Origin of the sequence: Burkholderia sp. F1 (assembly GCF_050813845.1) — a bacterium.
Classification (GTDB): domain Bacteria; phylum Pseudomonadota; class Gammaproteobacteria; order Burkholderiales; family Burkholderiaceae; genus Burkholderia; species Burkholderia ubonensis.
The window spans coordinates 745,067-764,907 of sequence record NZ_CP172423.1 but is presented as its reverse complement, the minus strand read 5'-3'; the positions used below and the strand labels follow the sequence as shown (position 1 = coordinate 764,907).

Below are 19,841 nucleotides of genomic sequence, written 5' to 3'. Positions count from 1 at the left end.
TCGAAAAGGCACGCGCCGCGCGATGCGCCGTGCGCGTCAATGCCGCCACATCACGTGGCGCGGCTGCGTGTAGTCGGCGAGGCCGAGCGTCGACAGATCGGAGCCGTAGCCGGACTGCTTGGTCCCGCCGTGCGGCATGTCGGACGTGTAGGTGAAGTGCGCGTTCACCCATGTGACGCCCGCCTCGATGCAGGCGGCGAGCCGCATGCCGCGCGCCGCGTCGCGCGTCCACACCGACGACGCCAGTCCGTATTCGGAGTCGTTCGCCCACCGGAGCGCCTGCGATTCGGTGTCGAACGGCGTCAGCGTGACGACCGGGCCGAACGCTTCGCGGCGCATCGGCGCATCGTCGTGCCGCACGCCGGCGATCACCGTCGGCGCGTAGTAGCAGCCGGGGCCGTCAAGCGGCGCGCCGCCGCAGAGCACGGTCGCGTGCGGCAGCGCGGCCGCATCCTGCACGAAGCGATCGACGCGCGCGCGATGCGCGGCGCTGACGAGGGGGCCCATCTCGACGTCGGCGCGATCGGGCGCGCCGACGCGCAGCGTGAGCGCCGCGTCGGCGAGCCGCTGCGCGAGCGCGTCGTGGATGCCGCGCTGCGCGTAGATCCGCGTCGCCGCGGTGCAGTCCTGCCCGGCGTTGTAGAAGCCTGCATAGCGGATGCCGGCGACGACCGCGTCGAGATCGGCATCGTCGAACACGAGGACGGGCGCCTTGCCGCCGAGCTCGAGATGCGTGCGCTTCAGGTTGCCGGCCGCCGCGGCGAGCACGGACTTGCCGGCTTCGACCGAGCCCGTCAGCGAAATCATCCGCACGCGCGGATGCGCAGCGAGCGCGCGGCCGACTGTCGCGCCGTCGCCGGGCACGACGTTGACGACGCCAGCCGGAAAGAGGCGCGCGAGCGTCGCTTCGAGCGCGACGATCGACAGCGGCGTCCACTCCGACGGCTTGAACACGACCGTGTTGCCGGCCGCGAGCGCCGGCGCGAGCTTCCACGCAGCCATCATCAGCGGGTAGTTCCACGGCGCGATCTGCGCGACGACCCCGACGGGATCGCGCCGCACCATGCTCGTGTGTCCGTGGACATACTCGCCCGCGGACGGCCCGCTCGCGGTGCGCGCCGCACCCGCATAGAAGCGGAAGCAGTCGGCGGCAGCGGGCAGCTCGTCCTGGACGACGAGATGGAGCGGCTTGCCGGTGTTGCGGCTTTCGATGCGCGCGAGCGTGTCCGCCTGCCGCTCGATCTCGTCGGCGAGCGCGAGCAGCAGGCTCGCGCGCGTCTGCGGCGTCGTCGCGCGCCAGGCGGGGAATGCCGCTTCGGCTGCCGCGACGGCGCGCTCGACGTCGGCGACGCTCGCGGCGGCGGGCGACGCGAGCGGCTCGCCCGTTGCCGGATCGACGAGCGCAAGGGGCTCGCCGCTTCCCTCGATGCAGTTGCCGTCGATCAGCATGTCTCGCTTTCCTCGCGAACGGGTGCGCGTTCCGCGAGCTCGCGCTGCGTGCGCTCGAGCGCGGTCGCGAGAATCGCGCAGATTTCGTCGATGTCGGCGCGGGTCACGGTGAGGGGCGGCGACAGGATGCACATGCTCTCGTACGGCCGCACGAGGAGGCCCATCTCTTCGCAATGGCGATCGACGCGCTGGGCAATCGCGATGTCCGCCGGCGTCGGCGCCGCGCCCGTCGCGCCTGCGCCGCTCGTGCATTCGATGCACGCCATCAGGTGGTCGCCGCGCACGTCGCCGACGATGGGGAAACGCCGCAGGGTTTCGAGCTGGCGAATGAAGTAAGGGCCGACGTCGCGCACGTGCTCGCAGATCCGCTCGCGCGCCATCAGGTCGATGTTCGCGAGCGCGGCCGCGCAGGCGACCGGATGGCCCGAATATGTGAAGCCGTTCGTGAATACGCCGTTGCCGTACGCGTGCTCGCCGGACACCGCAGCGACGAGCCGCTCCGAGATCAGCAGCGCGCCGAGCGGCTGATAGCCGGACGTGAGCCCCTTCGCGACGACGATCATGTCGGGCTCGATGCCGAAATGCGCCTGCGACGCGAAGAAGTGGCCGACGCGGCCGAAGCCCGTGACGACTTCGTCGGAGATGTACAGGATGTCGTGTCGCCGGCAGCGCTCGCGCATCGCGGCGAGGTAGCCGGGCGGCGGCACGATCACGCCGCCCGACGCGAGGATCGGCTCGGCGATGAAGCAGGCGATGCGGTCGGCACCGAGCGTCGCGACCAGCGTGTCGAACTCGTCGACGAGCATCGCGCAGAACGCGTCGACGCTCATGCCGGCCGGCCGCCGGTACGGATTCGGCGACGACAGGTGATGGACGATCGTGTCGTCGTAGTGGAAGCACGTGCGGTCCCATGCCTTGCCGGACACCGATGCGGCGAGATACGTGCTGCCGTGGTACGCGTCGCCGCGCGTGACGATGTGGCGCTTCTGCGGGCGGCCCGTCGCGCCGAAGTAGTAGTGCGCGAAGCGCAGCGCCGATTCGACCGCGGTCGAGCCGCAGGTGGTCAGGTGCACGCGCTTCAGGTCGCCGGGCGCGAGGTCGGCGAGGCGCGCGCCGAGCGCGGCGGCCGGCTCGTTCGTCATCGCGCCGAATGGTGTGTAGAACGGCATGCGCAGCGCCTGGTCGCGGATCGCGTCCGCGATCTCGCGCCGCCCGTAGCCGACCGTCACGCACCACATGCCGCCGATCGCGTCGAGATAGGTGCGGCCTTCGGCGTCGGTGACGCGCGTGCCCTGCGCGTCGACGACGACGGTCGGCGTCTCGCGGCCGAGCGCGGACAGGTCGGCCCATGGGTGCAGCAGGTGGCGCGTGTCCTGCTGCGCGCTCGTGACGGGGGAATCGATTTGGTATGCCATCTGAAACCTCAATCGGTCAGGCTGACGAGATGCAGCCGCGGCCCGGAGAACGCGAAGCGGCCGTGCTGCACGTAGATGTTGTCGAGCACGAGCACGTCGCCCGGCCGCATCGCGACCGCGCGCGACGTGCGCCACAGTGCCGCGCGCAGCTCCGTGACGAGTTCGGGATCGATCGGCGCGCCGTCGCCGTACGTCGTCGTCGCCGGATAGCGCGCGTCGTCCCGGTCGGACGGGAAGAGCGGATGGCTGCGCCAGTACGACGCGTTCAGCTCCGTCACCTGGTTGAACCACAGCGGTGCGCCGCCTGCGGGATCGTCGAGGAACGCGTCGTGCACGTAGCCGTAGCCGAGGCCGGCGTCGTCGAGCCAGCGGTGCTCGTAGCCCTTGTCGCGCATCAGCGCGTCGACCGCGTGACGGTCGCGCAGGCCGAACGTGTCCATCCAGCCGATTTGCGTCGGCGTCGATTCGCGCGGCAGATAGCGGTGATAGCCGATCCGCCTGCGCTCGAACCTCGCGAGAATCTCGTCGGGGATCTGCCCGGCGGCGAGCCGGATGTCGTTGATCGGCACTTCGCCGCCTTCGTCCGCGGCGGCGGCGCAGAAGAAGAACACCTTGCGCGGCGGATTCGGCAGATAGGCCATCTCGTTGTGCGGCGCCATCGTGATGCGCGGATCCTCCTGGCTCGCGAGGAGTGCATAGCCTGCGTCGCGCGCGCGCACCGCGATGCCGCCGTCGTAGCTGTGCGGCGCGTAGCCGAGCGCCTGCATGAACGCGTCGAAGCCGGCGCGGTCCGCGATCGGCAGCCCGCGGAACAGCAGTGCGCCCGTATCGGGCAACCGTGCGTCGATCGCGTCGCGGCAGAGCGTGGCCGCTTCGGCCGGCGTCTCGGCGGCATGCGCGAGCCCGAGCGCCAGATCGTTCGCGACCGGAATCGTCACCGGCACGCTCGGGCTGTCGGCGCCCGCGAGGTAGGCGCGGCCGCGGACGGGCACCTGGCGCCGGTCGTTTTCCTGCAGTTCGATGAAGCCATCCATAAACCGTTTCCCCATTCTGTTGATGAAGCGGGCGGCGCGGCGGCGCACGCCGCTCACACGAGCGTGTGCGTCTGCAATGTGGCTAGAAACACTTGCCCGTTTTCGTTCGGCAGCTCCTTCGCGCCCGTGATCCAGCGCCGGCAGTTCGGCGCGCCGCAGTGGCATTCGAACTGGCGCATCAGCACGTCCTCGGTCGACGCATAGTCCATCGTCAGCATCTCGTCCGCCGCGATGTCGCGCAGCGACCAGAGCTCGAAGCCCGCCATGTCGAGGCGCACGTTCGGATCGCACGAATGCAGCAGCAGCCCGGTGAAATGCGGGTCGTACAGGTGCGTGTGGGCGTTGATCTGCAGCGTGTGCAGCCGGCAGAACGCGGTGATTTGCCCGGACACGCGCGCCATCCGCCGGCCGCGCGCGAACGCCTTCAGCGCGCGCACGCCCGCGCCGCGGCCGTCCTGCGTCTGGATGATCTGGAACGCGTCGGTCGACGGATAGCCGTCCTCGACCATCAGGTCGGCCGACGGATAGATTCCCGTGCATTGCTGGACGGGTTCGATGAGGGTGATGGTCATGCTGCTCTCCTTGACTGGATTGGTGCGCCGGGCGGGAGCGCCCGGCGACCTCTTCTTTGCGGCCGCGTCTGAATGCGCGGTTCACGGGATGGGCGGATCTATTCGTCCGCGATGCCGGCGACATTCCGCATCCGGCGGGCCAGCTCGCCGATCTTCAGCGTCGGCGATGCAAGCGTCGAAAGCGGTATCTGCACACCGAATTTCTTGAAAAAGCCGTTGCGCATCTGCGCGAGATCGAGTGAATCGAGCCCGAGCGTCGCGAGATCGAGCCGCTCGTCCCAGCGGCTCACGTAGTCTTCGAGGAACGCGCGAACGGGGTCGCGTACGCTGGCGGGGCGTGCCGGTCGTGCGGGTTCGCTTGCCGCTTGTATCGAGCGTGCCGAACCCGGGCCGCCGGCGCCGCGCATGACGGCCGCTGTGCCGGATGCGGGGGCGCGCGCCGACGCGAAGACGGCCGCGTCGCCGCGCGCGATCTCGGCGACGATCGGCGCGTCGCGCCACGGCGAGCGCGGCCAGTCGACGTCGCAGACCGCGAACTGGCGCCCGGCCGTCGCGCCGCCCAGCGCGTCGGCGAGCAGCGCGCCGAGCGCGGCGAATGCGGCGTCCGGCGCGAGCGGGCGCTCGCCGTCCTGGATCGCGCGACGCAGCGCCCGGTCGTTGCGCGCGCTCATCCCGACGTCGGCCCAACTGCCCCACTGGATGCTCAGCACGGGCGGCTGTCCGGGCTTTCCGGGCTGCGGGGGCCAGCAGGCGAGCTGATCGAGCCACGCGTTCGCGGCCGCGTAATTGGCCTGGCCCGGCACGCCGAGCAGCGCGCTCGTCGACGAGAACGCGACCGTCCAGCGCGTGCGCCAGCGCGGCGCGTGCGCGAGCAGCGCGGCGAGGCTCTGCTTCGGCGCGAGCACGCGGCGCAGCCGCGCGTCGTCAAGATTCGCGATGAGGCCATCGTCGAGCACGCCGGCGAGATGGAAGATGCCTTCGACTTCGTCGAGCGATTCGAGCGCGGCGTCGAGCGCGCGCGCGTCGGCAAGGTCGACCGATACGGCGCGCACGCCGCGCGGCGCGCACGCGGCGTCGCGGCACAGCGCGATGATCCGGTCCGGCGCCACTTGCTGCTCGTCGATCAGCCAGTCGACGAGCGCGCGGCCGACGCCGCCCGTCGCGCCGGTGACGAGATACGGGCCGCCCGCCGCGCCGAGCGCACCGGCGGGCAACGCCGGCGCCGCGTGCGGCAGCAGGCGCGGCACGCAGATCCGGCCGGCGCGGCGCAGCAGCCACGGTTCGTTCGCGACGCGCGCGGCGTCGCGCGCGAGCTCGGCGGCCCAGCGCGCATCGGCGGCGCGCGGCGCGAGATCCGGATGATCGTCGGCGAGCACGAGCCGCACGCGCAGCGCCGCTTGCTCGGCGCTCGCGACGCGCGCCGCACCGACGAGCGGGCCGCTTCCCGCGTCGGCGGGCAGCACGAGCGACAGCGTGCCCGCGCATTCCCGCGCGGCGAGCGCCTGCCACAGCTTGACGAAGCCCGCGCATCGCGCGACGCCGAGCGGATCGTCGGCCGCGCCGACGCACAGCAGCACCGCGTGGCCGTCGCTCGCGCGCAGGCGCGGCGCGAGCCATTCGAACGCGTCGGCTTCGTGGCCCGTCGTGTAGACCGCGCAGTCGGGCAGTGGCGCGGCGTGCGTCGCATCCACGACGCTCGGCTGCCAATGCAGCGCGAACGTCGGCGCGGGCGGCGTCGTGCGCGCATCGCGCTGCGGTCGCAGCCACGCGGCCACGCGCGCGACGATGTCGGCTTCGCATCGGATCATGAAGTCGTGGCCGCCCGGGTACGCGTGCCGGCCCGCGAGCGGCGCGGACGAGATCCGCGCCCAGTCGCCGGCGAGCCGCCAGTCGAACGCCGGATCGTGTTCGCCGCCGTGAATTTGCAGCGGGATCGTCAGCAGCGGCTGCCGGCCGCCGTCGCGCCAGCGCTGCGCGATCCGGCGCGCGGTGCGCGTATCGGCGTCGAGGTCGGCTTCGAGCACCGGCCGGAAGATTTCCTGCCACAGCGGATCGTCGCGCAGCGCATCGGGGACGAGCAGGAAGCTGTCCGCGGGCGCGTCGATCGCGGGCTGCTCGAGGAGCGGCGCACGGCCGACGACGACGAGCCCCTTCACCCGGCCGCTCGCCGCCCAGGCACGCAGCGGCCCGACCAGCAGCTCGGTCGCGGCCGCGCCGCCGTAGCTCAATCCGCAGAACGCGACGGGCAGGTCGCCCGCATCCGCGACGATCGCGGCGGCGATCGCGTCGCGCGCGGCGAGGTCATCGGCGTCGTCGTGCGCGGGCGATTCTTCGGCGCGCGCGTTGCGGCCGGGCCATTCGATCGCGACGATGTCGAGCCAATCGGGCGCGGTGCGCGCCCAGCCGTCGAAGCTGCGGCTGCTGCCGCCCGCATACGGGAAGCAGTACAGCTTCATGCGCGGCCGGCGGCGCGGCCTGGGTCGCGCGAGCCAGCGCGATGCGCGGGCGTGCGGCGGGTCGATGCGGGAGCCGGACGCGGCGTCGTGGCCGGCCGCGCCGCAGGATCGCGATTCGGCGGCGCACGCGCATGCGCCAGAGCACGTTCCCGTCGACGCTTCGGCTTCGGCCGAAGCGGGCGCCGCGTCGACGTAGATCGACGCGTCCGGCCTGGTCCAGTAGCTGTCGGGTTCGAACGAATACGCGGGCAGCGGCGCGCGCGCGAGCGCGCGGCCGGGCGACGCGGCCTCGTGCGCGTGATACGCGCGCCAGTCGATCGGCACGCCCGCGCTCCACAATTCGCCGATCATGTTGCAGAAGTGCTCGGCATCGTTCGCTTCGCTGCGCGCGGCGGGCAGCGACGGCAGCACGCGCGGCGCGCCGGCATCCGCCGCGAGATGCTTGCCGATCAGGCTGCACAGCACTGCGCCGGGGCCGATTTCGAGCACGACGTCGGGCTGCCAGCGCAGCAGTGCGGCGACGTTGTCCGACCAGCGCACCGGCTCGAGCAGATGGCGCGCCCAGTAGTCGGCCGATGCGGCGTCGGCGCCGAGCCAGCCGCCCGACACGTTGCACGTCATCGGAATTCGCGGCGTCGCGCCCTCGATGCGCTGTGCGGCGAGCGCGTCGGCGACGGGCTGCATCAGCGGCGTATGGAACGGGTGCGACACCGGCACCGGCCGGCATCGGCAACCAAGCGCGGCGAGCGAGCGCGCGGCGTCGGCGAGCGCCGGTTCGGCGCCCGCGAGCACGAGCGTGTCGGGCGCGTTGCGCACCGCGATCCAGAGATCGGCGCGCTGCGCGATCCACGGCTCGATGCGCGTTTCGTCGCCCGTCACGGCGAGCATGCCGCCGCGCGCGTGCGTGCCGTCGGCGGCGACGAACGTCGTCAACGCGTCGGTCGCGCTCGCGCGCACGGCGACGAGCGCGGCCGCCTGATCGAGCGTGAGCGCCTCGGCGGCGACGGCGGCCGCATACTGGCCGATGCTGTGTCCCGCGACCGCCACGGGCCGCACGCCGTACTCGCCGAGCACCGATGCAAGCGCGTGCTCGACCGCGAACAGCCCGCATTGCGTGACGAGCGGACGGCGCATCGCGTCGTCGTCGGCGTTCAGAATTGCGGCCGCGATCGGCGCGCCGAGCGCGCGTTCGAGCGCCGCGCACGCCGCGTCGAAGTGGTGGCGGAAGCGGCCGGCTTCCGCGTTCGATCGATACAGCTCGCGCGCCATGCCCGGATGCTGCGAGCCCTGGCCGGAGAAGCAGAACGCGACGGTCGCGCCGGGCTTGGCCCGCACGGTGGCGCCGGGTGCATCGAGTGCTTCGGCAAGCGAGCCGGCGCGTTCCCGGAGCGCGGCGGCTGCTTCGGCCGGCTGCGCGGGCACGGCGACCGCGACCCGCAGCGGATGCGCTTCGCGCGCGACGTGCAGCGTATACGCCGCGCATCCGAGTTCGGCGGCGTCCGTCGTCGCGACGCGCTCGGCGAGCGCGCGCAGGTTGCGCGCGAGCGCGCCCGGCGTGCGTGCGGACACGGTCATCAGGTGGCGCGCGCGCGGCACGCCGTCGGCAGGCGCGGCGGCGCGCGCGGGCGCTTCCTCGACGATCACGTGCGCGTTCGTGCCGCCGATCCCGAAGCTCGAGACGCCGGCGCGCCGCGGCAATTGCGTCGACGGATCGGCGACCGACCAGTCGTCGACGTCACGTTGCACGACGAACGGCGACGCATCGTGCCCGACGAACGGCACGAGCTTCGGATTGAGCGTGTCGAAATGCACGGTCGGCACGCGCTGCCGGTGCTGAAGCTGCAGCACGGTCTTGATGAGCCCGGTGATGCCGGCCGCGCAGTTCGCATGGCCGATGTTGCCTTTCACGCAACCGATCGCGCAGCTGCCCGCGACGGGCGCGTCGTCGCCGCGCGTCTGCGCGAACGCGTCGGACAGTCCCTTCAGCTCGATCGCGTCGCCGATCAGCGTCGCGGTCGCATGGCACTCGACGTACGAGATCTGCCCGGAGCGCACGCCCGCCATGTCGAGCGCGTCGACGATGCAGCGCCGCTGCGCGTCCGCATTCGGCGCGGTGTAGGCCGCCTTCATCCGGCCGTCGTTCGACAGCCCGACGCCCGAGATCACCGCGAGGACCGCATCGCCGTCCGCTTCGGCCAGATCGAGGCGCTTCAGCACGACCGCGCCGACGGCATCGCCGAACAGCGTGCCGCTCGCGCGCGTGTCGAGCGGCCGCACGTGGCCGTCGGCGCTGCCGACGAGGCCGTCCTCGTAGCAGAAACCGAAGTTCGGGAACGACAGCGCGGACGCGCCCGCGATCGCCATCTCGCATTGGCCGGCGCGGATCGCCTGCACGGCCTGCGCGACCGCGACGAGCGCGCTGCTGCATGCGGCGCCGACCGACACCGCGGGCCCGCCGAGATCGAGCTGGTACGCGACGCGCGTCGCGATGTAGTCCTTCTCGTTGCCGATCTCGGTGAGCATCAGGCGGCCCGGATCGAGCGGCGTGAGCAGCCCGCCGCCTTGCAGGTGATGGACGAGATAGCCGTCGATCCCGCAGCTCGCGAACACGCCGGTGCGCGTGCGATAGCGGTTGTCGCTGCGCGCGTAGCCCGCCTGTTCGAGCGCGGTCCACGCGACTTCCATGAAGAGCCGGTGCTGCGGGTCCATCAGCACGGCTTCGCGCGGGCCGATGCCGAAGAACAGCGCGTCGAACTTGTCCGCGTCGCCGACGACCTGCGCGGCCGACACCCAGTCCGGATGATCGAGCTGCGCGGCGTCGACGCCTTTCGCGAGCAGCTGTTCGCGCGTGAAGCGCGACAGGCTGTCGACGCCTTCCGTCAGGTTGCGCCAGAACGCGTCGACCGAGCTCGCGCCCGGGAAGCGTCCGGCCACGCCGACGATCGCGACTTTCGGCGCGTCGGCGGCCGATGCGGCGCGCGCGGCGTGCGGCCGGCGGGCGTCGTCCGCGCGCGGGTGCCCGGCGGCGTCTCGCGAGCGGCGGCAGTAGTCGGCGAGATCCTGCAGCCGGCTGTGCTGGTACAGATCGACGACGGCGAGCGTCAGCCCGAGCCGCTCGCCGAGCAGGCCGACCGCCTTCGCGGCGCTCAGCGAGTTGCCGCCCAGCTCGAAGAAGTGATCGTCGCGCGCGACCGACGCGACGCCGAGCACGTCGCGCCAGACATCAGCGAGCCGCGCCTCGAGCCCGTCGCCCGCGACGGGGGCCGCGGCGTCGCGCGAGGCGGTCGGCGGAGGCGGCGGCAGCGCTTGCTTGTCGAGCTTGCGCGACGTGCCCGCGCGCAGCGGAAACGTGTCGAGGCCGATGAAATGCGCGGGCACCGCGTATTCGGGCAGCTTCGCGCGCGCTTGCTGGCGCAGCCGCGCGAGCGTCGTGTCGGACGGCGCGCCGTCGACGCCGACGACGTACGCGGCGAGCGTCGACGGTTGCCGCGTGTGCGGATCGTCGATCGGCACGACGAGCGACTTGCTGACGCCGTCGACCGCGTCGAGCACGTTCTCGATCGCATGCAGCAGCACCTTGAAGCCGCGGATCTTCACCGTGTTGTCGATGCGGCCGAGGATCGCGATCTGGCCGTCCGGCAGCAGCCGCGCGCGGTCGCCGGTCCGGTAGACGGGCGCGTCGTGGCCGTGCTCGGCGAGCGCGCGCACGGACGGCAGGAATTTCTCGGCGGTGCGGGCCGCATCGTCGAGGTAGCCGGGGCCGAGGCCGGGCGTCGCGATATACAGCTCGCCCGTCTCGCCCGCCGGCACCGCGTGTCCTTCTTCGTCGAGCACCGCGAGCGCACAGCCGGGCAGCGGCCGGCCGATCGGCACGCGCTGGCTGCCGGCGTCGGTGCGCGACGGCAGCAGATCGGCGTAGCAGACGTCGAGGCTTTCCCACGTGCTGTACGCGTTGACGAGCCGCACCGACGGCGGAAACGCCGCGCGCGCCTTGTCGACGACGCGCTGCGGCACGACTTCGCCCATCAGGAACCACGCGGACATGTGCGCGAGCGCGTCGCGCAGTTGCGCGGCGATGCCGGGGAAATCGAGCACGCTTTCGAGCAGCGACGGCGTGACGACGAGCCGCGTGATCCGTTCCTGGCGCAGCAGCGCGACGAGCCTGGGCGGATCGAAGATCACGTCGTCGCCGATGACGACGGCCGGGAGGCCGAACATCAGCGGACGCAGGCATTCCCATGCGAGGAACACGTTGAGCCCCTCGCGTTCGCCGTCGGCGTACGGATACAGCGCGTCGCGCGCGTGGAAGCAGTAGCTCGTGCCGACGTGCGTCGTGAGGACGGCCTTCGGCTTGCCGGTCGAGCCGCTCGTCAGCGACACGAACGCGATGTCGTCGCGCCGGGCCGAGACGGGCGTCCATTCGCGATCCGCGCGCGGCGCTTGGGCGCCGACGAGCGTGCAGCGCGCGTCGGGCAGATGCCTGGTCGCGCGCGCGAGCAGCGCGGGGATCGTCGCGATCTGCGCGACCCGGCAGCTCGCGACGAAGTCGCCGACGAGCGAATCCGGCCAGCTCTTTTCGAGCAGGCACACCGACGCGCCGATCGACCACGCGGCGACGATCGTCAGCACGTACTCGGCGCCGTGCGGCAGAAAGACGCCGACGACGTCCTGCCGGCCGACGCCCGCCGCGCGAAACGCGTCGGCGAGCTCGACCGCATGCGACGCGAGCTGCCGGTAGGTCCACGTGCGTTCGCCGTCCTTCAGCGCGAGCGCATCGGGCGTGCGCGCGACGTGCTCGCGAATCGCGGCGAGCACCGAATGCGCATCGCCCCAATCGTCAACCGCGCGCAGGCACGCGGCGACGCGCGTGTTCGCATCGGGCGCGGCCGCGACGATCGACGCGGGGCGTGCCGCGAGCCACCGCTCGATGTGGCCGGCGACGCTCGCGCACAGTGCCGCGCGGGATGACGGATCCAGAAAATAGAAGTGATTGCCGTCGAACGATTCGACCGGGCATGCGTGTTGCGGCGAAACGTGCGCGCGCCATGCGCGCAGGTCGTCGACGGTCGTGCTCGAATCGGCCGCGCCGCCGTAGATCGCGCAGGGCGCACGCAGCACGTCGCCGCGCGCGTGCAAATAGGTTTCCGCGAGTCGGAGGTCGGCCCGCAATGGCGGGAGAACGTAGCGGGCGACGTCGGGATCGTCGAGCGCGGCGTCCGGGAAGTAGCCCCAGCGCCGCACGGCCTCGACGAAGCCGGCGTCGGGCAGCGTGTGCGTCTGCCGACGCCATGCACCGGTTGCGCGTTCGCGCGAGGGCGCGGGATGGCCCGACAGGAAGACGCCGGCCGGCTGCACGCCGCCGCGTTGCTCGAGCTCGCGCGCCACTTCGTAGGCGAGCAATGCGCCGAGGCTGTGGCCGAGCAGGAACAGCGGTGCGCCGTCGTCGAGCCGCGCGACCTCGGTCGCGAGATCGTCGACGAGAGACGGCCAGTCGTCGTAGAACGGAATGTGCTGGGTCGCGCCGCGACCGGGCAGGCTGAGCGTCGTGAAAGCGAATGCGTCGCCGAGTCCACGCGCGATGTCGGCGTAGCTGGCGTCGCTGCCGCCCGCGAACGGGAACGCGACGATCCGGGCCCGGCTATCGAGAGATCCGTTGCTCGTTGAAACTATTTGCTTCATGAGAACCACTCCAAATGAGCGCCGTCAACCTTGTATCTTTAACCTCAACACCAATCGACGAAACTCGACCAATGGCAATTCGAAAATACTGGCTATAGTGAAGTGCAGCTCGCGGCATTGATTGAAATGCGCGCAGGGTGGCCATTGCTTGGAAATGGCGGTGTGAAACGCGATCCATCCATGTAGGATAGTTGCGAGAAGATAGCAAATTTATGTGGTTTGAAATCTGAGATTTTTCTCAGTTTTAACTGAATATCATCTGGTTTGATCCTGGTCATACAAAATCACGCATTTATTTCGCATGTATTTTTATGCGTGCCGGAGCTGCCCCATGCATCTCGGAGCACGACGATCCCCTGATATGGCGAGCAGTCTTGCGACTATCACCTTCTGGTGCCGAGTGCATGGGTACGGGACGTAAAGGCCGGCGAATCAGTCTTGCCGGCGTCTGAGTTGGCTGCTAAGGGGGAAGATGTGAAACTGCGTCGATGGCGATCGGGTGAGGACTTGCTGCCCGCTCCCGGTTACCGAAATGTCGTATGTGTTGGACGCGGCGCCATTTGCTCCAGTGTTGGATCGGCAACGCTTCTTGGAGATGCGTTCATATCAAAACGGCGTCGAATTGACGAAAATCAATATGTTTTTCATCCGTGTCATCGCGTCATAAGATGAAGCCATTGCCGTGTTTTCCCCATATTGACAATTCCGTGAATTACCGATGCGGGCAATGTGCGGGCGTTTTTAGTCGTTCGGGTGCCCGTGGGATTAATTGGTATGAAATGGTTACTTACCTTGCTCTGGTGGCTTCCGCGCTTATTAATGCGGCCGCAACCCATGCTCAGGCGGCTTGGATATATTTGACGCGGATTAGCTGAATCGATGTGGGTCCGTCGCTCAAGGTGAGCTTTTACGGGAAGCGGACAGGCGGCGCGAGCGGATGTGCATCAGGCCAACTGTGCTGTCGATCCGGGAGGGCTCGAATAGAGTCGGTTTCTGCTTCTGATAATGAGCGAGTCGCCCGGGCGGTGCGGCCTGCATCGCCGAGCGGAGCAGTGAGCCGTTTTGCATGGACTCACTGCCTGTTGCCGGTGTTCCCAGGCTGCTCAATCGTCGAGCAGGGACGGCGGCACGTCGGCGGGATTGGTTTCCTGCGCCATGCCGTAGTGCATTTCCGCATCGTCGATCATGACCGTCGCGACGTCGATCAGTTCGTCAAGGCGCTGCAGCAATGCATCGCGCCACTCCGCGTCCTCGTCACGTTCGGGCGTCTTGTCCAGCTGTTCGACGATCGATTTCGCCGTCTGCAGGAAGGGGATCGCCTGCTGATAGTTTTCGATGGCCACCAGTGCGGCATTGCGCGCGCCGACCAGCAGCTCCCGGTAATCATCCGCCGGCTCGGACTGTCCCCCGATACGAGGCAATACATCTGAAATGCGTTGCAGGAGCGGCGGGACCTGTTCCTCCAGCGCGGCGGCGCGCTGGTGTAGTGCTGCGTATTCGGCGCGGAGATCGGCTTCGTCGGATTGAGTGGAGCTGTCCATCGTTGGTCATTGTGCGTGGTGCGATCGCGGCATGATACTCGACGGCGCATTCAACCTTCATCCCATAAATGGGACCCTGTATGGAGGCGTGGCGCCGGCGCGGTCAGCCAGGCGCAGGCAGCACGATCGGGTTTGTGGAGCGCGTCCCGTTGCGGCACCTGACGTCTTATCTATATATAGAGAGACATGCGTCAATGGATGATGCGCCTTACGCGGGCCAAGGGCGTTGCGACTCACGGTTCATAAATTCAAAAGCCCCCGTGCGCTGCCGCGCACGGGGGCTTTTGAATTTATTTTACGAAACCCCTTGCGCGGAACGCGGGAGGTGCCTAGAATCACGCCTCTTTCGCGCTCACGGCAACGCGGCGCGGAAGGGGGAAACGGAGCTGGTTGGCGGTCGTGGTTGGACACCCGGTCAGCGAAGGAAGATGAACCCCGCAGTCGCAACGATGTAGTAAAAAAAGTTGTTGACGAACTGCGAAACAGTGTTCATAATCTCGTTTCTCTGCTGCTGACAACGCAGCGCTGCTGGGAAAGACGAAGTGCTTCTCGCAGAAATGCTCTTTAAAAATTAACAGCCGATAAGTGTGGGCGCTTGATGACCGCGAGCCGATCTTCGGATCGGATTAGCAAAAGTATCAAGAGTCTCACACTAAAGTAAGTCAGGTTTATGAAGCAATTCATATTCCTGTCAGCTTTGAGTGAGCGACCGGTTCTACGGAACCGAAAACAGTAACAGGTTTGAACTGAAGAGTTTGATCCTGGCTCAGATTGAACGCTGGCGGCATGCCTTACACATGCAAGTCGAACGGCAGCACGGGTGCTTGCACCTGGTGGCGAGTGGCGAACGGGTGAGTAATACATCGGAACATGTCCTGTAGTGGGGGATAGCCCGGCGAAAGCCGGATTAATACCGCATACGATCTACGGATGAAAGCGGGGGATCTTCGGACCTCGCGCTATAGGGTTGGCCGATGGCTGATTAGCTAGTTGGTGGGGTAAAGGCCTACCAAGGCGACGATCAGTAGCTGGTCTGAGAGGACGACCAGCCACACTGGGACTGAGACACGGCCCAGACTCCTACGGGAGGCAGCAGTGGGGAATTTTGGACAATGGGGGAAACCCTGATCCAGCAATGCCGCGTGTGTGAAGAAGGCCTTCGGGTTGTAAAGCACTTTTGTCCGGAAAGAAATCCTCTGCCCTAATATGGCGGGGGGATGACGGTACCGGAAGAATAAGCACCGGCTAACTACGTGCCAGCAGCCGCGGTAATACGTAGGGTGCGAGCGTTAATCGGAATTACTGGGCGTAAAGCGTGCGCAGGCGGTTTGCTAAGACCGATGTGAAATCCCCGGGCTCAACCTGGGAACTGCATTGGTGACTGGCAGGCTAGAGTATGGCAGAGGGGGGTAGAATTCCACGTGTAGCAGTGAAATGCGTAGAGATGTGGAGGAATACCGATGGCGAAGGCAGCCCCCTGGGCCAATACTGACGCTCATGCACGAAAGCGTGGGGAGCAAACAGGATTAGATACCCTGGTAGTCCACGCCCTAAACGATGTCAACTAGTTGTTGGGGATTCATTTCCTTAGTAACGTAGCTAACGCGTGAAGTTGACCGCCTGGGGAGTACGGTCGCAAGATTAAAACTCAAAGGAATTGACGGGGACCCGCACAAGCGGTGGATGATGTGGATTAATTCGATGCAACGCGAAAAACCTTACCTACCCTTGACATGGTCGGAATCCTGAAGAGATTCGGGAGTGCTCGAAAGAGAACCGGCGCACAGGTGCTGCATGGCTGTCGTCAGCTCGTGTCGTGAGATGTTGGGTTAAGTCCCGCAACGAGCGCAACCCTTGTCCTTAGTTGCTACGCAAGAGCACTCTAAGGAGACTGCCGGTGACAAACCGGAGGAAGGTGGGGATGACGTCAAGTCCTCATGGCCCTTATGGGTAGGGCTTCACACGTCATACAATGGTCGGAACAGAGGGTCGCCAACCCGCGAGGGGGAGCTAATCCCAGAAAACCGATCGTAGTCCGGATTGCACTCTGCAACTCGAGTGCATGAAGCTGGAATCGCTAGTAATCGCGGATCAGCATGCCGCGGTGAATACGTTCCCGGGTCTTGTACACACCGCCCGTCACACCATGGGAGTGGGTTTTACCAGAAGTGGCTAGTCTAACCGCAAGGAGGACGGTCACCACGGTAGGATTCATGACTGGGGTGAAGTCGTAACAAGGTAGCCGTATCGGAAGGTGCGGCTGGATCACCTCCTTTCTAGAGCTATCTCGCACAAGTTGAGCGCTCACGCTTATCGGCTGTAAATCAAGACAGACTCAGGGGTCTGTAGCTCAGTCGGTTAGAGCACCGTCTTGATAAGGCGGGGGTCGTTGGTTCGAATCCAACCAGACCCACCAATTGTCTGGCGGAACACACCTGAGGAAGTCTCTGTACATGGGGGCATAGCTCAGCTGGGAGAGCACCTGCTTTGCAAGCAGGGGGTCGTCGGTTCGATCCCGTCTGCCTCCACCAATCTTCAATGACAAGCGTTCGACGTGGTCGAATCCTTGTCATTGGCGATTGAGCCAGTCAGAGTGATATGAGTAACACCATATCGGCTGTCGTTCTTTAACAATCTGGAAGAAGTAAGTAATTTGGATAGCGGAAGCGTCTTTGAGATGGACGTGAAAACTATCCGGGTTGTGATTGTATCGATGTATCTCAAGATGATTCGAACTTCATGTTCGGCTCAATTGGAATACGGCACAACGCGAGAACTCAACCTGTAACGAGACAGACTCGTTATAGGGTCAAGCGAACAAGTGCATGTGGTGGATGCCTTGGCGATCACAGGCGATGAAGGACGCGGTAGCCTGCGAAAAGCTACGGGGAGCTGGCAAACAAGCTTTGATCCGTAGATGTCCGAATGGGGAAACCCACTCCTTTTGGAGTATCCATAGCTGAATACATAGGCTATGTGAAGCGAACGCGGTGAACTGAAACATCTAAGTAACCGCAGGAAAAGAAATCAACCGAGATTCCCAAAGTAGTGGCGAGCGAAATGGGATGAGCCTTGTACTCTTTATTTGTATTGTTAGCCGAACGCTCTGGAAAGTGCGGCCATAGCAGGTGATAGCCCTGTAGGCGAAAACAGTATGAAAGAACTAAGTGTACGACAAGTAGGGCGGGACACGTGAAATCCTGTCTGAAGATGGGGGGACCATCCTCCAAGGCTAAATACTCGTGATCGACCGATAGTGAACCAGTACCGTGAGGGAAAGGCGAAAAGAACCCCGGGAGGGGAGTGAAATAGATCCTGAAACCGCATGCATACAAACAGTCGGAGCCTCGCAAGGGGTGACGGCGTACCTTTTGTATAATGGGTCAGCGACTTACGTTCAGTAGCAAGCTTAACCGTATAGGGCAGGCGTAGCGAAAGCGAGTCCGAATAGGGCGTTCAGTTGCTGGGCGTAGACCCGAAACCAAGTGATCTATCCATGGCCAGGATGAAGGTGCGGTAACACGTACTGGAGGTCCGAACCCACTAACGTTGAAAAGTTAGGGGATGAGCTGTGGATAGGGGTGAAAGGCTAAACAAACTTGGAAATAGCTGGTTCTCTCCGAAAACTATTTAGGTAGTGCCTCGTGTCTCACCTTCGGGGGTAGAGCACTGTCATGGTTGGGGGGTCTATTGCAGATTACCCCGCCATAGCAAACTCCGAATACCGAAGAGTGCAATCACGGGAGACAGACATCGGGTGCTAACGTCCGGTGTCAAGAGGGAAACAACCCAGACCGCCAGCTAAGGTCCCCAAATATAGCTAAGTGGGAAACGAAGTGGGAAGGCTAAAACAGTCAGGAGGTTGGCTTAGAAGCAGCCACCCTTTAAAGAAAGCGTAATAGCTCACTGATCGAGTCGTCCTGCGCGGAAGATGTAACGGGGCTAAGCTATATACCGAAGCTGCGGATGCGTGCTTGGCACGCATGGTAGGAGAGCGTTCCGTAAGCCTGCGAAGGTGCGTTGAAAAGCGTGCTGGAGGTATCGGAAGTGCGAATGCTGACATGAGTAGCGATAAAGGGGGTGAAAGGCCCCCTCGCCGTAAGCCCAAGGTTTCCTACGCAACGTTCATCGGCGTAGGGTGAGTCGGCCCCTAAGGCGAGGCAGAAATGCGTAGCTGATGGGAAGCAGGTCAATATTCCTGCACCATTGTTAGATGCGATGGGGGGACGGATCGCGGAAGGTTGTCCGGGTGTTGGAAGTCCCGGTCGCTGCATTGGAGAAGGCGCTTAGGCAAATCCGGGCGCGGAATTCAAGGGTGTGGCGCGAGCTTCTTAGGAAGCGAAGCAATTGGAAGTGGTTCCAAGAAAAGCCTCTAAGCTTCAGTCTAACGATGACCGTACCGCAAACCGACACAGGTGGGCGAGATGAGTATTCTAAGGCGCTTGAGAGAACTCGGGAGAAGGAACTCGGCAAATTGGTACCGTAACTTCGGGATAAGGTACGCCCTTGTAGCTTGACCAGCCTGCGCTGGAAGGGTGAAGGGGTTGCAATAAACTGGTGGCTGCGACTGTTTAATAAAAACACAGCACTCTGCAAACACGAAAGTGGACGTATAGGGTGTGACGCCTGCCCGGTGCCGGAAGATTAAATGATGGGGTGCAAGCTCTTGATTGAAGTCCCGGTAAACGGCGGCCGTAACTATAACGGTCCTAAGGTAGCGAAATTCCTTGTCGGGTAAGTTCCGACCTGCACGAATGGCGTAACGATGGCCACACTGTCTCCTCCCGAGACTCAGCGAAGTTGAAGTGTTTGTGATGATGCAATCTACCCGCGGCTAGACGGAAAGACCCCATGAACCTTTACTGTAGCTTTGCATTGGACTTTGAACCGATCTGTGTAGGATAGGTGGGAGGCTATGAAACCGGAACGCTAGTTTCGGTGGAGCCGTCCTTGAAATACCACCCTGGTTTGTTTGAGGTTCTAACCTTGGCCCGTGATCCGGGTCGGGGACAGTGCATGGTAGGCAGTTTGACTGGGGCGGTCTCCTCCCAAAGCGTAACGGAGGAGTACGAAGGTACGCTAGGTACGGTCGGAAATCGTGCTGATAGTGCAATGGCATAAGCGTGCTTAACTGCGAGACCGACAAGTCGAGCAGGTGCGAAAGCAGGTCATAGTGATCCGGTGGTTCTGTATGGAAGGGCCATCGCTCAACGGATAAAAGGTACTCTGGGGATAACAGGCTGATACCGCCCAAGAGTTCATATCGACGGCGGTGTTTGGCACCTCGATGTCGGCTCATCTCATCCTGGGGCTGTAGCCGGTCCCAAGGGTATGGCTGTTCGCCATTTAAAGAGGTACGTGAGCTGGGTTTAAAACGTCGTGAGACAGTTTGGTCCCTATCTGCCGTGGGCGTTGGATATTTGAAGGGGGCTGCTCCTAGTACGAGAGGACCGGAGTGGACGAACCTCTGGTGTACCGGTTGTCACGCCAGTGGCATCGCCGGGTAGCTATGTTCGGAAGAGATAACCGCTGAAAGCATCTAAGCGGGAAACTCGCCTTAAGATGAGATATCCCTGGGGACTAGATCCCCTTGAAGGGTCGTTCGAGACCAGGACGTTGATAGGTCAGGTGTGTAAGCGCAGTAATGCGTTCAGCTAACTGATACTAATTGCCCGTAAGGCTTGATCCTATAACA

6 protein-coding genes, 2 tRNA genes and 2 rRNA genes are annotated in these 19,841 nt (G+C 65.4%); 4 read left to right on the top strand and 6 right to left on the bottom strand.

The genetic code is table 11. The annotated features are described in order from the left end of the window. Nucleotides 1-36: 36 nt before the first annotated feature. The 6 genes from ACFIMZ_RS37595 to ACFIMZ_RS37570 all read right to left on the bottom strand — a co-directional run bounded on the left by ACFIMZ_RS37595 (nt 37) and on the right by ACFIMZ_RS37570 (nt 14,146). Nucleotides 37-1,449, bottom strand: coding sequence for a gamma-aminobutyraldehyde dehydrogenase (locus ACFIMZ_RS37595; protein WP_431825742.1), 1,413 nt, complete (start codon nt 1,447-1,449; stop codon nt 37-39). Next, on the bottom strand, nt 1,443-2,864 hold the full coding sequence (locus tag ACFIMZ_RS37590) for an aminotransferase (RefSeq protein ID WP_431825741.1): 1,422 nt from the start codon (nt 2,862-2,864) through the stop codon (nt 1,443-1,445). Before ACFIMZ_RS37590 ends, ACFIMZ_RS37595 begins: the two co-directional genes overlap by 7 nt. 8 nt (nt 2,865-2,872) lie before the next feature. Further along, nucleotides 2,873-3,898 (bottom strand): TauD/TfdA family dioxygenase, encoded by a 1,026-nt coding sequence (locus tag ACFIMZ_RS37585; RefSeq protein WP_431825740.1) that lies wholly within the window; start codon nt 3,896-3,898, stop codon nt 2,873-2,875. Between the two features lie 53 nt (nt 3,899-3,951). Then, nucleotides 3,952-4,470, bottom strand: coding sequence for an SET domain-containing protein-lysine N-methyltransferase (locus ACFIMZ_RS37580; protein WP_431825739.1), 519 nt, complete (start codon nt 4,468-4,470; stop codon nt 3,952-3,954). A gap of 98 nt (nt 4,471-4,568) precedes the next feature. Continuing rightward, nucleotides 4,569-12,605, bottom strand: a complete 8,037-nt coding sequence (locus ACFIMZ_RS37575; RefSeq protein WP_431825738.1) for an alpha/beta fold hydrolase — start codon at nt 12,603-12,605, stop codon at nt 4,569-4,571. A gap of 1,103 nt (nt 12,606-13,708) precedes the next feature. After that, nucleotides 13,709-14,146, bottom strand: a complete 438-nt coding sequence (locus ACFIMZ_RS37570) for an ATPase (RefSeq protein WP_431825737.1) — start codon at nt 14,144-14,146, stop codon at nt 13,709-13,711. Nucleotides 14,147-14,889: 743 nt separating this feature from the next. Here ACFIMZ_RS37570 and ACFIMZ_RS37565 point away from each other — a divergent pair. The 4 genes from ACFIMZ_RS37565 (at nt 14,890) to ACFIMZ_RS37550 (ending at nt 19,835) form a co-directional block, all read left to right on the top strand. Continuing rightward, nucleotides 14,890-16,422: ribosomal RNA gene (locus tag ACFIMZ_RS37565) — 16S ribosomal RNA — on the top strand. A gap of 63 nt (nt 16,423-16,485) precedes the next feature. After that, nucleotides 16,486-16,562 (top strand) — tRNA-Ile (locus tag ACFIMZ_RS37560). A 39-nt stretch (nt 16,563-16,601) separates the two neighbouring features. Then, nucleotides 16,602-16,677 (top strand) — tRNA-Ala (locus ACFIMZ_RS37555). A 276-nt stretch (nt 16,678-16,953) separates the two neighbouring features. Beyond that, nucleotides 16,954-19,835: ribosomal RNA gene (locus ACFIMZ_RS37550) — 23S ribosomal RNA — on the top strand. Together the 16S and 23S rRNA genes with 2 tRNA genes alongside form the textbook arrangement of a ribosomal RNA operon. Nucleotides 19,836-19,841 lie beyond the last annotated feature (6 nt).

Excerpts from the sequence above, each read along its gene's own strand:
- ACFIMZ_RS37595 (WP_431825742.1), bottom strand. The coding sequence starts at position 1,449 with ATGCTGATCGACGGCAACTGCATCGAGGGAAGCGGCGAGCCCCTTGCG.
- ACFIMZ_RS37590 (WP_431825741.1), bottom strand. The coding sequence starts at position 2,864 with ATGGCATACCAAATCGATTCCCCCGTCACGAGCGCGCAGCAGGACACG.
- ACFIMZ_RS37585 (WP_431825740.1), bottom strand. The coding sequence starts at position 3,898 with ATGGATGGCTTCATCGAACTGCAGGAAAACGACCGGCGCCAGGTGCCC.
- ACFIMZ_RS37580 (WP_431825739.1), bottom strand. The coding sequence starts at position 4,470 with ATGACCATCACCCTCATCGAACCCGTCCAGCAATGCACGGGAATCTAT.
- ACFIMZ_RS37575 (WP_431825738.1), bottom strand. The coding sequence starts at position 12,605 with ATGAAGCAAATAGTTTCAACGAGCAACGGATCTCTCGATAGCCGGGCC.
- ACFIMZ_RS37570 (WP_431825737.1), bottom strand. The coding sequence starts at position 14,146 with ATGGACAGCTCCACTCAATCCGACGAAGCCGATCTCCGCGCCGAATAC.